The sequence below is a fragment of the Planctomycetota bacterium genome, from assembly GCA_018242585.1.
GTDB lineage: Bacteria > Planctomycetota > Planctomycetia > Pirellulales > PNKZ01 > JAFEBQ01.
Genome location: JAFEBQ010000015.1, coordinates 46950 through 61287 on the forward strand (window position 1 = coordinate 46950; position 14338 = coordinate 61287).

The 14338-nt window shown below is 63.7% G+C and carries 9 protein-coding genes; 2 read left to right on the forward strand and 7 right to left on the reverse strand.

Translation table 11 applies throughout. The features are described from left to right. Positions 1 to 24: 24 nt before the first annotated feature. Together JSS27_08145 and folD are read right to left on the reverse strand one after the other, a co-directional pair. Positions 25 to 1269 carry a PQQ-binding-like beta-propeller repeat protein gene (locus JSS27_08145; GenBank protein ID MBS0208909.1) on the reverse strand — a complete coding sequence of 415 codons (1245 nt, stop codon included), beginning with the start codon at positions 1267 to 1269 and terminating at the stop codon, positions 25 to 27. Positions 1270 to 1519: 250 nt separating this feature from the next. Further along, on the reverse strand, positions 1520 to 2377 hold the full coding sequence (folD, locus tag JSS27_08150) for a bifunctional methylenetetrahydrofolate dehydrogenase/methenyltetrahydrofolate cyclohydrolase FolD (GenBank protein MBS0208910.1): 858 nt from the start codon (positions 2375 to 2377) through the stop codon (positions 1520 to 1522). Positions 2378 to 2767: 390 nt separating this feature from the next. On the opposite strand from folD, the gene JSS27_08155 reads away from it, so the two are divergent. Continuing rightward, positions 2768 to 4516, forward strand: a complete 1749-nt coding sequence (locus JSS27_08155) for an NADPH-dependent assimilatory sulfite reductase hemoprotein subunit (protein ID MBS0208911.1) — start codon at positions 2768 to 2770, stop codon at positions 4514 to 4516. Positions 4517 to 4647: 131 nt separating this feature from the next. Here JSS27_08155 and JSS27_08160 read toward each other — a convergent pair whose 3' ends face one another. The 3 genes from JSS27_08160 to JSS27_08170 all read right to left on the reverse strand — a co-directional run bounded on the left by JSS27_08160 (position 4648) and on the right by JSS27_08170 (position 8912). Continuing rightward, positions 4648 to 5208: a hypothetical protein gene (locus JSS27_08160; protein MBS0208912.1), complete on the reverse strand. Its 561-nt coding sequence runs from the start codon at positions 5206 to 5208 to the stop codon at positions 4648 to 4650. Positions 5209 to 5239: 31 nt separating this feature from the next. Continuing rightward, entirely contained in the window at positions 5240 to 7279 is a 2040-nt protein-coding gene (locus JSS27_08165) for a neutral/alkaline non-lysosomal ceramidase N-terminal domain-containing protein (GenBank protein ID MBS0208913.1), read from the reverse strand. A 268-nt stretch (positions 7280 to 7547) separates the two neighbouring features. Further along, positions 7548 to 8912 carry a DUF4147 domain-containing protein gene (locus JSS27_08170; protein ID MBS0208914.1) on the reverse strand — a complete coding sequence of 455 codons (1365 nt, stop codon included), beginning with the start codon at positions 8910 to 8912 and terminating at the stop codon, positions 7548 to 7550. 131 nt (positions 8913 to 9043) lie between these two features. Here JSS27_08170 and JSS27_08175 point away from each other — a divergent pair, with 131 nt between their 5' ends. Beyond that, positions 9044 to 11137, forward strand: coding sequence for a thioredoxin domain-containing protein (locus JSS27_08175; protein MBS0208915.1), 2094 nt, complete (start codon positions 9044 to 9046; stop codon positions 11135 to 11137). A 125-nt stretch (positions 11138 to 11262) separates the two neighbouring features. On the opposite strand, the gene JSS27_08180 is transcribed toward JSS27_08175, so the two are convergent. Together JSS27_08180 and JSS27_08185 are read right to left on the reverse strand one after the other, a co-directional pair. Continuing rightward, positions 11263 to 12663, reverse strand: coding sequence for an RtcB family protein (locus tag JSS27_08180; GenBank protein ID MBS0208916.1), 1401 nt, complete (start codon positions 12661 to 12663; stop codon positions 11263 to 11265). A gap of 130 nt (positions 12664 to 12793) precedes the next feature. Next, positions 12794 to 14332, reverse strand: a complete 1539-nt coding sequence (locus tag JSS27_08185; GenBank protein ID MBS0208917.1) for an excinuclease ABC subunit UvrC — start codon at positions 14330 to 14332, stop codon at positions 12794 to 12796. Between the last annotated feature and the right edge of the window lie 6 nt (positions 14333 to 14338).

A 14338-nucleotide genomic window follows, 5' to 3' on the forward strand; every position in this document is an offset into this window, starting at 1 on the left:
GTGGTCGAATAGCGGGCGCGTCCTCTAGCGGGCGCTGAGGACTTTCTTGCCCCCCAGCGAGTACAAGTGCGAGACGGTGCGGAAGTAAATCCGCCCGTCGGCTACCGACGGCGTCGAACGCGCTTCTTCGCCCAAGGTAATCCGCGCCACTTGCTCGAAGTCGCGCGACGCTTTGATGACGACGACGGTGCCGTCATCGGCCAGACAGTACAAGTGATCGCGGACACAGATCGGTGAGCCGGAGTATTTGCCGTTGCAGCGCTCGCGCCAAATGATGTCGCCGGTGGCGGCGTCGGCGCAACTGACCACCCCTTGATCGCCCCACATGAACAGCAGCCCGTCTTTGGCCAACAGCGTCGGCACATAGGGCGCCATCTTGGTGATCTTATACGCCAACTCGGGCGGGTTGCCCGGTCGCACGGCCGCCACGTAGTTCCCGCCGCCGCCGGAGCCCGTGCTGCCGAAGATCAGCCCGGCCGCCATGACGGGCGAGCTGACCGAGCGCTTGTCCAAGACCGGCAATTCCCAGCGCACCGCGCCGGTGTAGGGATCGATGGCGGTGATGCCGTGGGCCTGGCTGTTAAAGATCATTTCCACTTTGCCGCCGGGCAAGCGCCGCACGCAGGGGGTCGAGTAACTGACGACCGCGTTCTCGCGCTTGGTGCGCCAGCGCTCGTGACCGTCTTTACAGTCGAGCGCGACCAGAAAGCTGACCCCGGCAACGGGGCTGTCCTTGCCGATGCCGTCCTGGTCGTTCCCGAGAATCACCATCCCGTCGAACACCACGGGCGAAACGGCGGTGCTGTGCTGACTGATTACCGGACCCAGGTTCACTCGCCAGACGTCGCGCCCGGCGTGGTCGAGCGCGAGGATCGTGTACTCTTCAGGCGACGACCAACTGCAGTAGAGGTGATCTTGGTCGACCGCCGGCGTGGCCGACGCGAAGCTATTGAGCAAATGCTTCTTGTGTACCGACGACGGGAAGCGGCGCTCCCAGAGGATTTTGCCTGACTCGGTGTCAACGCAAATCACGATTCGCTCGGCCGTTTCCTCGACCGAGTTGATCAGAAACACTCGCTGCCTCCAGATGACCGGCGACGAGTGCCCCACGCCCGGCAGGGTGGTCGTCCAGTTGTAGTCGGCGTCGGTCCAGGTGGTGGGAATGTCCTTGGCTTCGCTCAGGCCGGTGCCGTTGGGACCGCGAAAGCGCGTCCACTCGGGCTCGGCCGCGCTGGCGGGCGGATAGGATGCAAGGAGAGCAGCAAACATTGCGGCGCAAAGCGTGGCGGGGCGCATCATCGCAATTCCTGGTACGACAGGTTCAGATGCCGAAACGTAACGATGGGCGGGGCGAGGCATGCGGCGACCTTGGCACAGTGGCCACCGGCCGCGCAACCATCAAGGCGTGACTTATATGGTAACGGAGTGAATTCACCCGTGCCAGCGTCAACCACCCTCGGGTCAGTAGTGATCGAAGTGACGAAGCGTCATTTCAGTCGCTGTGAGCAAGGGAGTGCCGCTATTCCTGCTGGATTTTCGCCGCTTCGAAGGTGTTGTGCAGCAGCATCGTCACGGTCAGCGGGCCGACACCGCCGGGGACGGGCGTGATGGCGCTGGCCACCTGGCTGACACCGGCGTAATCGACATCGCCGCACAGGCCGTCGGCCGCGCGGTTCATTCCCACGTCGATCACGACCGCGCCCGGGCGCACCATATCGGCGGTGACGAAACGAGCCTGGCCGATCGCCACCACGAGAATGTCAGCCAGTCGTGTGACCGCTGGCAAATCGCGCGTGCGACTGTGGCAAATGGTGATCGTGGCGTCGATGCCGCGTTGGACCAGCATGTTGGCCAACGGCTTGCCCACGATGTCGCTGCGGCCGACGATTACGACGTGTTGACCGGCCAGCGGAATGTTGTTGCGCTGCAACAACTGCAACACCCCGTGCGGCGTGCATGGCAAGTAGCGGGCGTGGCCCTGGACCAGGAGGCCGACATTCTCGGGATGGAACGCGTCGACGTCTTTCAAGGGGTCGACCGCCTGCAACACCCGCTGGGTATCGATCTGTGCTGGGACAGGCAATTGAACGAGGATGCCGTTCACGCGCTCGTCGGTGTTGAGTCGGTAGATCAGATCGAGCAGCTCGTCTTGAGTGGCCGTGGCGGGCAGCCGGTGCAGTTGACTATCGATGCCCACCCGCTCGCAAGCCAGCCGCTTGTTGCGGACATAGACTTCGCTGGCGGGGTTCTCGCCGACCAGAACCGCGGCCAAGCAGGGGTGCAGCCCGTCTTCGTTGAGAAACTCGGTCACTTGGGCGGCCAATTCGGCCTGAATCTGCTGGGCCAGGGCCTTGCCGTCGAGAATGCGCGCTGCCAATGCGGTTGCCTCGTTCGTTGATTCCGTTCGCTGGTGACCACGTCGGACGCGCATCGTACCGATTCGATGCGCGACCTCACAAGGCACCGGAGGAATCGACCACGACGGCACGACGAACACGACGTAAGACAAACGGGGCGAAGAAAGAAAACCAATTCTCCTTTCCGACGTCGTGCCGTCGTGCCGTCGTGGTCGATTCCCGGATTTTTCCCAGCGGCGCTCGGTATTTTTGCCGGGTTTTCACGCATCGAGATGCCGTAGCCAGCTTGAAACGTCTCGCGTATACTTAGGTCAACTGCCGAATAGACTACCAATGCGGTCGTCTTTCTAATCATTCGCCGATCCTGCGTTACTGCAACCGTTTACGTCCTCTTATTTGCGCGAGTTCCCATGTCCACCGAAGAACAGGAAAAACTCAGCCCTGTCGAGCACATGAAGGTCGGCAGCAACTTTCTCCGCGGAGAAATTAGCAGTGAGCTGATCGACGAAAACGACTTCTTCAGCAAGGACAGCATCCAACTGCTGAAGAACCACGGCACCTACCAGCAAGACAATCGCGACGCCCGGGCGGCCTCGCGCGCGGCCGGCGGTGGCAAGGCCGACAAGTCGTACATCTTCATGGTGCGGACCAAGGTTCCCGGCGGCAAGCTGACCAGCGCCCAGATGCTGGCCGAACTGAGCATTGCCGACGAGCTGGCCAACGGGACGCTGCGCATCACCAGCCGGCAAGGGTTGCAACACCACGGCGTGCTGAAGTCGGACTTGAAGTCGACAATCCAGCGGATACACGAAGTCAAATTGTCGACGTTGGCCGCCTGCGGCGACGTCGAGCGCAATGTGATGTGCTGCCCGGCACCCCACGCGCACGACACGATTCACCAAGAGCTGCAAGCGTTGGCCGATCGGTTGGCCGAGCACCTGTGCCCGCGGACGCGCGCGTATTACGACATCTGGCTGCGCGATCTCGACAGCGGCGAGGAAGAGAAAGTCGGCGAATCCCCCGAAGCCGAGGTCGAGCCTATCTACGGCCCGACGTATTTGCCGCGCAAGTTCAAAACGGCCATCGGCCTGCCCGACGACAACTGCGTCGATCTGTACGCCAACGACTTGGGGCTGATGGCGGTCGTCGAGCACGGCAAGATCATTGGTTACAACTTCCTGGTCGGCGGCGGCATGGGCGTGATCCCCAGCGCCAAGAAGACGTTCCCCGCCGTGGCCAAGCGAATGGCGTTCGTGCGCCCCGAGCACGTGGTCGACGTGGCCACCGCCGTGATCATGGTCCAACGCGATTACGGCAACCGGGCCGATCGCAAGATCGCGCGGTTGAAATACCTGATCCACAACGAGGGGCTCGACTGGTTCAAAGCCAAGGTCGAGGAATACGCAGGTCTGACGCTCGATCCACCTCACCCGGCCGACGTCAAGCGCGTCGAAAACCACCTGGGCTGGCACGAACAAGGAGACGGCCGCTGGTATTACGGCCTGAATGTCGAGAATGGCCGCATTCTGGACGGGCATCTGTCGAACGGGACGTACTTGGAGCTGAAAACCGCGCTGCGGGAAATCTGCACCACGCTCAAGCCCGACATCCGCCTGACGGCGATCCAAAACATTCTGTTCACAAACGTCGCGGCCGCCGATCGCGAGAAGCTCGAAGCGATTCTCAAGCAGCATCACGTCAAGCTCTCAAACGAATACAGCACCGTGCGCAGTTGGTCGATGGCGTGCGTCGCCTGGCCCACCTGCGGCTTGGCGATCACCGAAAGCGAACGCGCGCTGCCCGGCGTGATCGATCAGCTTGATGCCGAACTCGCCAAGCTGGGCCTCTCGGACGAAGTTTTTTCCGTCCACATGACCGGCTGCCCCAACGGCTGTGCGAGGCCTTACAATTGTGACGTCGGCCTGGTCGGCAAGACGGCTGGCAAGTACACGATCCTTGTCGGTGGCCGCACGCTCGGCGATCGGTTGAACTTCATCTACAAGGATCTCGTGCCGGGCGAAGAGATCGTCCAGGAGCTGACACCGCTGTTGACGTTCTTCAAGCAAGAGCGTCAGCCAGGGGAAGTGTTCGGCGACTTCTGCCAACGCCAAGGGGCCGAGAAGCTCGCCGCCTGGGCCGCCGACTTCGTGGCCGGCTAAAGCCTAGCCACGGAGACACTGAGGCACGGAGGTTGGCACGGAGATGACGTAGAGGGGGACGAGGAAGAGAATCGCAACTTGCGATTGCACCCACCGCTTCGGTTCCCTAACTAGCAACTAGGAACCAGCAACTAGCAACTTTTCCCCCACAATCCCAACCAGGGTCTCACCCCGAGCGGATCGGTCGGCTCCCAGGCCAGTAGCTGCCGCACGACTTCTAGCGCTAGCGTGTCGTTTTGCAAGTGATGCAGCGACCAGCCCAGCCCTTTGCCCGACTCGTGTACCGACTGGTTTTCGATCATTCGATAAGGCAGCGTCCCCCGCGCGCCGGCCCGTTCCCAAACTTTGCGGGCCAGGTCGAAGACGTAGCCAAAATGTCCGCGGGCCAGCGCGAAGTCTTCCGCTTCCAGGGCGATCTGTCCCAGAGTCTGGTGCGCAACCAGGAAGTCGGGACATTCCTGCAGCAAGAATCGCAGCTCGTCGGCCGCGATTTCCGGCTCGCCGGCCGCGATCATCGCATCGACTTCTTCCATGTCTTCGGCTCGCTGCTGGGCGCAGCGCGGCAACACCAGTTGCCACTCGTCACCGGCCGCGCGGCGGATCGAAACCGCCGTCGGCGAGGTTTCGCGCGGCGCAGGTTGCGACGGCTTTTTAGCCGGGCCTTGCCGGCCGCTGGGACGTTTCGGAGTCATGCGCGCGGCTCCATCCATTCATCAGCCACGTTCATTTCCCCACTTTCCCGTCCAATACTGTTTTCCCGTCCAATACTGTCCCGCTCGAATCGTCCAGCAAATAGGGACGAAGCACTTCGACCCACCGGGCGTAGCCGGCGTCGGTCATGTGGACCCCGTCGGCCACATAGCAATCGGGGCGCGGCATGCCGTCGTCCCCCAACAGCGTTGACGACACGTCCACCCACAATAGCCGGCGATCGCCAGAGTTCTTGATGTAATAGCTGAGCATCTGGTTCGCGCGCTGAACTGCGCCGTAATTCCGCCAACGCTTCGGGCAGGGCTTGATCGAAAGGGTCACGATCCGCGCCTCGGGCAGGGACTTGCGCACCTTGCGGATCAGCGACACGCCGTCGTTGGCGACTTGCTCGGGAGACTTGCCTGAGTTGATGTCGTTGTCCCCCGAGTAGATCACCACCGTCTTGGGGCGATAATCGGCGAGCAACCGATCGGAGAAGAAAATGGCGTCGCGATATTCCGAGCCGCCAAACCCGTGGTTCACCACCGGCAAATCGGGGAACGACTTGGTCAGATCCCAACGGCGAATGCTCGAGCTGCCGATGAAGACGATCTTGCCTTGGGTCGTTTGCTGGTCGTCGCGGGCGATCAGCTTGTTGATCTCGCCTTGCCACGTGTCGGCCCCTTTGGCCTCGGCCGCACGATAGTCGGCCGGCAGAATTTCCTTCACCGCCGCCACAATCTGGTCCTCGATCGTGGGCGCGAAGTGGGTGGGCCAGTCGTAGTAGTACATCGAGCTGTCGACTTCGTAGCCCCCTTCGCCGAGCACCCGCTCCGAGGCGATGTAGCACGGCTCGTCGTTGGCATAGGCCGTAATCCAAAGCCGACGGCTGTCGCACTCGCGCTTCAGTCGCAAGGCGTAATCGACCGTCACCTCCCCCGGCATAAAGACCATCGCCAACTCGTCGCCGAACATCCAGGTTTGCAGCCGATAGCCCAAGAACGTCGCCAGCGCTTTGCCGGCGTCGAGTCGTGCCAACTGGGCCTGGGCATGCTTGGCAATCGGGCCTTTCTGTTGGGCCCGGGCTTCATATTCGGCCCGTGACGGCAAGGTATCGAACGGCAGGTCGATCTCCTTCGAGACCGCCGATGTGACGCGCCCCAGCGGCAATTGCCTCTCGCCGACCAGTCTTTTCACCTCGCGGGCCACCGCTTCGCCGTGCTGGACGGCCATGCTCACTTCGCCGCGTGGCTCGGGGTTGGCATCGGCGCCGCAGCCAACGGCGATCATCGCCATGGCGCCGGGCAGCTCGCGCTCGATCGCTTCCTGGGCGCAGCCGGCCCAGTCGGCGAAGTATTCGTTGAAGTTGCCACCGAGCGTCGTGCAATGGCAGGCGTAGTTGACCAGAATCCCGCGCAGCTTCCCGTCCGGATCGGTCACGCGGAGCATCGGCAAGCTGTGATCGATCATGCCCCCTGGCTCGACGCCAAAACGGGTCCAGCGCCCGTTGACGATCACGCGGCGATTCATGGCAAAGTCGACGCGTCCTTCGCTGTACGAAAGCTGCGCCGGGCGCCGATCGGCCAAGGCCGCCAGGGCCACGCGTTCGAGCGCGTCGGTCAGTTCGTCGGAGTATTGCTCGATATGCTTCCGCTGTTCGTCGGTCAGTTCATTCAAGATCAACCCGGCGGTGCCGCTGAGGGCCGGGGCGCAATGCGTGTGCGACGCGCAAATCGCCAGCCGTTCCAACTCGATGCCGGCCCGCTTCATCAGCCGATCCGACACTTCTTCGGTCATCGCGGCCGGAATGCCCAGGTTGTCGACCGTGATGATCACGGCCGGCTTCTGGTCGTCGGCCCCAAGGGCCATCGCTTTGGCATAGAGCTTCTGCTTCGCGCCGGTCGCTTCGGCGGTGCGGTTGTTGTAGCCGGTCATGCGTACGCCGTACTTGGGCGTAATGTCTTCGCGGGCCAGCCCGATCGGAAGGATCGGCGCGTCGGCCGCCGCGGCCACACCGGTCAACAGGAACCAGCCGCACAGCAACCAACCGGCGAATCGAGTCATTGTCTTCATAGTTCACTCTTGCCCTGAAAGGAAAACGTCTCGGCGATCATAACACACGGCGCGGCCGATTGCTCGCAGTTGGGATTGCGATTCGACGTGGGATGTGGGTGGCCCAGCCGCTTGCGGCTGGGTCGCGCAGCGACAAGAAGAATCATGCGATCGCCAACCGGAAGAATTCTTCTCGTTGCTGCGCAACACGGCCGACAAGCGGCCGTGCCACCCGACGGCATCCTGCAAGCGAGACGTAAGTTTCTCGGCCAATGCGTGCGCCTGTCGCTCAGCGTGGCACCGGTGCATCCTGCTGGTCGACGACCACCACGCGCAGGTCGCACACATTGGTGTGCGTCGGACCAGTGCGGATCAGCCCATCCAACTGGTCAAAGAAGGGATAGGCGTCGTTGCGGCGCAGGTGTTCGCGCCAGTCGAGGCCGCGCGCTCGGGCTGCCGCGACCAGCGACGGGGTCACGATCGCGCCGGCGGCGTCGGTCGGGCCATCTTCGCCATCCGTCCCTCCGGAGAGCAGGACGATGTCGCGTGGATCATCGGCCAGCACGTCCAGCGCGGCCAGCGCCAACTGCTGATTGCGACCGCCGCGGCCCCGCAACTCGGGCGGGGCCAGCTTGACGGTTGGCTCGCCACCGAAGATCAGGCAATCGGGCCCCGGTTCGTCGCGCATCTGCCGGGCCATTTGCGCCAGGTGAACGCCAATCTGCTCGGCTGGACCTTCCAATTCCCGCGCCGACTCCATCGCCATCGAGTAACCCCGCCGCTCAGCTTCGACCCCCGCGGCGTCGACCGCGGTGGCGTTGTTGCCGATGATTTCTGTGCGCGCTTGCGTGGTCGGCGCGGCCGGGGGATTGGCGGTCTGTCGCGCTTGCAACACGGCGGCCACTGCGGGGAATCGAGCGAGCGCGTCGTAGCAGGCCAGAATGTCCAGCGCCTCGCGTGGCGTCGAACTGTCAGTCACCGTCGGCCCTGAACCGATCAAATCCAGCGGATCGCCCAGCACGTCCGAGATCACCAACGTCAGCAACCAGCCAGCGCGACAGGCCCGGAGCAGACCGCCCCCTTTGATCCGGCTGAGCTGTTTGCGGACGGTGTTCAATTCGGCGATGTTGGCCCCCGCGCCGCTCAGGTGCCGCGTGATTGCCAGCTTGTCGGCTAGCGAAACTCCCTCGGCCGGCGCTGGCAGCAGGGCGCTCGCGCCGCCCGAGATGACGGCAATGCAGATGTCGTTCTCTTGCAGGGCAGCCACGCGGCGGAGAATCTCCTCAGAGCCAAACACTCCCTCGGGCGTTGGCTCGTTCACGCCCGGCGGGCGGGCCGCGTGGGTGTGAATCGTCTCAAGCTGTCGTACACAATCGGCCGGCACGTTGACCCAGCCGGTGACCCATTTCGAGGCGACAATGCCGGGGCCGAGCGCCCGTTCGACGCCGGCGGCCATGCCGGTGCCGGCCTTGCCAGCGCCGATGACTTCGATGTGCCGGACGCCGGCGAGCGGAATCTCGACGTCGGCGAACCGCAGCGTGAACCCGTCGCAGTGGAGCGCCTCTTCGACGAGCCGATCGCTGCGCACGGCGTCAACGCCCGCTTGCCAGATGGCCAACGCGTCGGTTCGCAGGGTAGCTTCGGTGCGGGGCATGGGGTGGGGGAGGGAAGTTGCTAGTTGCGGGTTGTTAGTTGCTAGTTTAAGAAAAGAAGTGACGAACGCCATCCATTTTCAAAGGTCTGTTTTAACTCGCAACTAGAAACCAGCAACTAGCAACTTCCTTTATGCCCAATCGCCTGGCTCATGAATCGAGTCCTTATCTGCTGCAGCACGCCCACAACCCGGTGGATTGGTATCCGTGGGGGGACGAGGCATTGCAGGCGGCGCGGGCGCTTGATCGGCCGATTTTCCTGTCGATCGGTTACTCGGCCTGTCACTGGTGCCACGTGATGGAGCACGAAAGCTTCGAGAACGAAGCGCTGGCCGCCCAGATGAACGCCTCGTTCATCAATATCAAGGTCGACCGGGAAGAGCGTCCCGACTTGGACCAGGTCTACATGCAAGCGGTCCAGATGCTGACCGGCCGCGGCGGCTGGCCGATGTCGGTCTTTCTGACGCCGGAGTTGAAGCCGTTCTATGGCGGAACCTATTGGCCGCCGACAGGGCGGATGGGGATGCCAGGCTTTGATCAGATCATTGTCGCGGTGACCGACGCCTGGCGCTCGCGCCGCGACGCGGTGCATGAGCAGGCCGACGAACTGACGCGGCATCTTGCCGAGTCGGCCAGCGTTGAACGCTTGCAAACGTCGCCGGTCAAGGCCGACGCTCCCGACGCGACCCTCGCGCCGGACACAATCGTGGGCTACTTGCGCGGAGCGGCCGGGGCGCTGGAGCGGAGCTTCGACTTCCGTTACGGCGGGTTCGGCAGCGAGCCGAAGTTTCCTCATCCGGTCGATCTGCGCGTTTTGCTCCGCTGCTGGCGACGATTCAAGAACGACGGCTTGTTGCAGATGGTCACGCACACGCTCGACCGGATGGCGGCCGGCGGAATGTACGATCAGCTCGGCGGCGGCTTTCATCGCTATTCGGTCGACGCCCGCTGGCTGGTCCCCCACTTCGAGAAGATGCTCTACGACAACGCGTTGCTCCTGTCGGCCTACACCGAAGCGTGGCAAGCCAGTGGGCGCGACGACTTGGCCCGAGTGGTGCGCGAAGTGGCCGATTATGTCCTGCGCGACATGACCGATCCGGCCGGCGGCTTTTACAGCACGCTCGACGCCGATAGCGAAGGAGTCGAGGGGAAGTACTACGTCTGGACGCCGGCCGAAGCCGAGCAACTGCTGGGCCCCGAGCGGGCCGACAGTTTCTGCCGCGTGTACGACGTCAGCGAGCACGGCAACTTTGAAGAGACGAACATTCTCAATCTGCCCAAGTCGATTGCCGATTGCGCCAAGCTAATGGAGCGCGATCCGGCTGAGTTGCAAGCCGAACTGGCGGCCAGTCGCGCCGTGTTGCTGGCGGCCCGGGCCAAGCGCGTGCCGCCCGGGCTCGACGACAAAGTGCTCGTGGCCTGGAACGGATTGATGATCGACGGCCTCGCCCAGGCCGGAGCGGCATTGGCCGAGCCGCGCTATGTGGAAGCGGCCGCCCGAGCAGCGGAGTTTCTATGGACCTCGCTGCGCGATGAGCGAGGCCGGCTGTTGCACACCTGGCGGCATGGCAAGGCTCGGCTGGCCGGATACCTGGACGATTACGCCTGCCTGGGCTGCGGATTGGTCAGCTTGTATCAGGCCACGTTCGACGAGCGCTGGATCGAGCGCGCCGCCACGCTGGCCGATGCGCTGTTGAAACACTTTGCCGACGCCGAGCAGGGAGGCTTTTACTACACGGCCGACGATGCCGAGGCGCTGTTGGTCCGCCAGCGCGATCTGTACGACAGCGCCACCCCCAGCGGCAATGGCATGGCGGCGACGCTGTTGGCCCAGCTAGGACGCCTGCTCGGGCGGAGCGATTACTTGGAAGCGTGCGAACGAACTTTGCGGATGGTCGCGCCGATCGTCGAACGCGCGCCCGGCGCGGCAGGGCAGTTCTTGTTGGTGCTCGACGGCTGGCTGGGGCCGGCATACGAGTTGGTGGCCGTGGGACGCGATGCGGACACAGCGGCCGCCGCTTTCGGTTCGCTACGCACGCGGTTCTGGCCGAATAAGCTGCTGGCCGCGCGCCCGACGAAGTCGCAGAGCGCCGCGCTCGATGAACTCTTTGCGGGTCGCAGTGCTCCCGACGACGTCACGCTCTTCGTATGTCAGCAGTCGACATGCGAAGCGCCGGTTAGGGGGCAAACAGCGATCGACGCGAAGCTGGAACCGTTGAGCAAATGATGGTCGGGGCGTGAATGGCTGGGAGCGTCTTTACCCTGCCCCTCCCTGGAAGGAAGGGGTGTTCATCGCTCGCGCTTTGGCGCATTTGTCTAATCGCTAATTGCTAGTCGCTAATCGCTAGCTACTCAATCCTCCGCTTTGCTCCCGTCGCCGCACATTTTCACGACCTTGGGGTCGAAGCGTGCGACGACGTCGACCAGGTCGCGCTGGGCGGCCATCACCGACTCGATGTTCTTGTAGACGCCGGGCACTTCGTCGGCGCCGGCCGAAAGGACCCGGACGCCGCGTTGGGCCAGGTCGCGCTTGACCGCGTTCCAGGTGAACTTCTGCTTGGCGGCAGTCCGCGACATGCAGCGACCAGCGCCGTGCGACGCCGAGTGCAGGCTTTCAGCATTGCCCAGTCCGCGCACGACGAAGGCCGGGTCGGCCATCGAGCCGGGAATGACTCCCAGCACGCCGACACCCGCGGGCGTGGCCCCTTTGCGGTGGACGACGACCTGCCGGCCGCCGTGCTCTTCGAGCCAGGCGAAGTTGTGGTGGTTCTCAACACCGGCGACGATCCGCGCGCCGAGCAGCTTGCTCACCTGGCGGTGAATCACGTCGTGGTTGGCGGCGGCGTAATCCCCCATCAGGTTCATAGCGGCCCAGTACTCCTGGCCTGCTTCGCTGGCCAGATCAAGCCACGCCAACCGGCCCGCCCACTCGTGCTGCTTGGGAAGTTTGGCCCGGGCGATCGCGCTGTAGGTCGAGCAGACGGCCGCGCCGGTGCCGCGGCTGCCGCTGTGGCTGAGCAGCGCCACATACTCGCCGCCGTCGAGACCCAACTCGGCGTCGGGGGCGGCCAGTGTCAGCACGCCGAACTCGACGAAATGGTTTCCCGAACCCGAGGTGCCAAGCTGCTTGGCCGCCTTGTCGCGATGCTCGCGGGTGATTCGCGTGATGGTCCAATCGGCGTCGAGGACCGGGTGGTCCATGGGCGTCTGGTAAGCCGAGCCAACACCAAAGCGAGTGCCCCGCTCGAGCGCACCATCAAAGCGATCTGCTTGCCGGGCTTCGCCCAGTGCCGCGGCTGGCACGTCGAGGACCGACAGCTTCATGCGGCAAGCGATGTCGACACCGACCGCGTAAGGGACCACCGCGTTATCGAGCGCCAACACGCCGCCGATGGGCAAACCATAGCCCACGTGGGCGTCAGGCATCAAAGCCGCGCCGGTGGCCATGGGGAGCGAGCAAGCGTCGCGCATCTGGACGTGCGAAGCCGGGTCGATGTCGGCCTCGCCCCAAGTGCGATAGGCGATCGGTTCGCGCGGGCCGGCTGCGACGCCGGTGTCGAGGATTTCCGTCGCCAGCGGGCCGAAGATCGAATCGCCGACGAACAGCTTGGGCTCGGTCAGCAGCGATTGAATCCGCGCGCGCAGGTCGACCCCTTCGAGCGCGCGGTCGTTCGCCGCCCGGCCAATGCACTGCACCGCCGTCCGCAAGCAATGGCCAGGCACGCCAAGTTTTTCCAGCTGCTTGGAGTTCATGGGGGAAGAAAAAGTTGCTGGTTGCGGGTTGCTAGAGGAGAAGGGGAGAGCCTAGCTGGTTCGCGCTGTCCATGATTGTCTTCCGTTCTCTTTCGCTAGCAACTCGCAACCAGCAGCTCGCAACTTTCCCTCACTCGTCAAACGTCGTCCGCTTGCGGAGCAGGTGGTGATAGTGCTGGGCAAAGCGGTGGGCTTCGTCGCGGACGTACTGCAACAGCCGCAGCGAGTAGGCGTGCCGGCTCGGCCTAAGCGGCTCGTCACGGTCGGGCAGGTAAACCTCTTCCTCGCGCTTGGCCAGCGAAATCACCGCCGGGGGCGTGATGTCCAGTTGCTTGAACGCGGCGAGCCCAGCGTTCAACTGTCCGCGGCCGCCGTCGATGAGCAAAATATCCGGCGCCTTGTCGCCACGCTGTTGCAACCCTTGGAACCGACGGGCGACGACTTCGTGAATGCTCGAAAAGTCGTCGATTCCTTGCACGCCACGAATCTTGTAGCGGCGATAGCCCGGCTTGAACGGCACGCCGTCGATGAACTGGACCAGGCTGGCGACCGTTTCGTCTCCGCCCAGGTGGGCAATGTCGACCCCTTCGATGGTTCGCGGCACGTGCGGGAGGTTCAGCAGTTTTTTCAGCCCCGCCAGGCCGCGCTTGGGATCGATGTAAAACACCTCGGGCTGCGCATGGGTGTCAAGCCGGCCACGGCGGTCGATCGTTTCGAGCATTTGAATGTCGTCGCGCAGCCGGGCCGCCTTTTCAAAATGGCGGGCCGCGGCGGCTTGCTGCATCTCGCCGCGCATCTCGTCGAGCAGCTTCTTCTTGTTGCCGTCGAGGAACATTCGCAGTCGGGCGATGTCTTGCTTGTACTGTTCCTTCGAGATGCGCAAGTTGCACGGCGCGGTGCATTGATTGATGCTGGCCAGCAGGCACGGCCGGAACCAGCGCCACCGCTGATCGCCGTCTTCGATGTCCAGCGAGCAGGTGCGGAACTTGAAGATCTTTTGCAGCACCTGAATCGCTCCGCGCAGGGTGCCGGCGCTGGGGAACGGGCCATACAGCTTCGCGCCGCGCACTGGCTGGCGCGTGAACTCGACGCGGGGGAAGTCCTCGCGAATGTGAATCTGCAGATAGGGGAACGACTTGCCGTCTTTCAGGCTGCGGTTGTATTTCGGCTGGACATCTTTGACGAGCCGGGCTTCGGCCAACAGGGCGTCGACTTCGCTGTCGCAGGGCAAGAAATCGATGTCGGCGATCTCGCGCACCAGTTCCGCCGTGCGGCGGTCCTCGGCGGCGGCTCGCAGGAAGTAACTGCCGGCCCGGTTGCGCAGATTGACCGCCTTGCCGATGTAAATCACGACGCCGGCGGCGTCTTTCATCAGGTACACGCCAGGCGTGTGGGGGAACTTGCGAACCTTTTCGGCGGCGGCGCGAAAGCCAGGGCTGCGGCCGCGCAGGTCTTCGTCGGTAACTTCGACCGGCGTTTCGGACTCGGGAGGTTCAAGTTCGGCCTCGGCGGCTCGGTCAGCGGCGACCTCGGCGAACGGATCGTCGTTCTCCAGTGAATCGGCTTCGCCCAGCGCTTCATCGCCCAACGCCCCTGCGGCGAGCGGATCGGCACGCTCGGCGTCCGAGTCGTCGGGATCGAAAGCATCGGGGCCCGAATTGTCAGCCATGCGCCG

Bases quoted from the DNA above. Each gene is read 5' to 3' on its own strand.
- JSS27_08145 (MBS0208909.1), bottom strand. From the start codon at position 1,269: ATGTTTGCTGCTCTCCTTGCATCCTATCCGCCCGCCAGCGCGGCCGAG.
- JSS27_08155 (MBS0208911.1), top strand. From the start codon at position 2,768: ATGTCCACCGAAGAACAGGAAAAACTCAGCCCTGTCGAGCACATGAAG.
- JSS27_08160 (MBS0208912.1), bottom strand. From the start codon at position 5,208: ATGACTCCGAAACGTCCCAGCGGCCGGCAAGGCCCGGCTAAAAAGCCG.
- JSS27_08165 (MBS0208913.1), bottom strand. From the start codon at position 7,279: ATGAAGACAATGACTCGATTCGCCGGTTGGTTGCTGTGCGGCTGGTTC.
- JSS27_08170 (MBS0208914.1), bottom strand. From the start codon at position 8,912: ATGCCCCGCACCGAAGCTACCCTGCGAACCGACGCGTTGGCCATCTGG.
- JSS27_08175 (MBS0208915.1), top strand. From the start codon at position 9,044: ATGCCCAATCGCCTGGCTCATGAATCGAGTCCTTATCTGCTGCAGCAC.
- JSS27_08180 (MBS0208916.1), bottom strand. From the start codon at position 12,663: ATGAACTCCAAGCAGCTGGAAAAACTTGGCGTGCCTGGCCATTGCTTG.
- JSS27_08185 (MBS0208917.1), bottom strand. From the start codon at position 14,332: ATGGCTGACAATTCGGGCCCCGATGCTTTCGATCCCGACGACTCGGAC.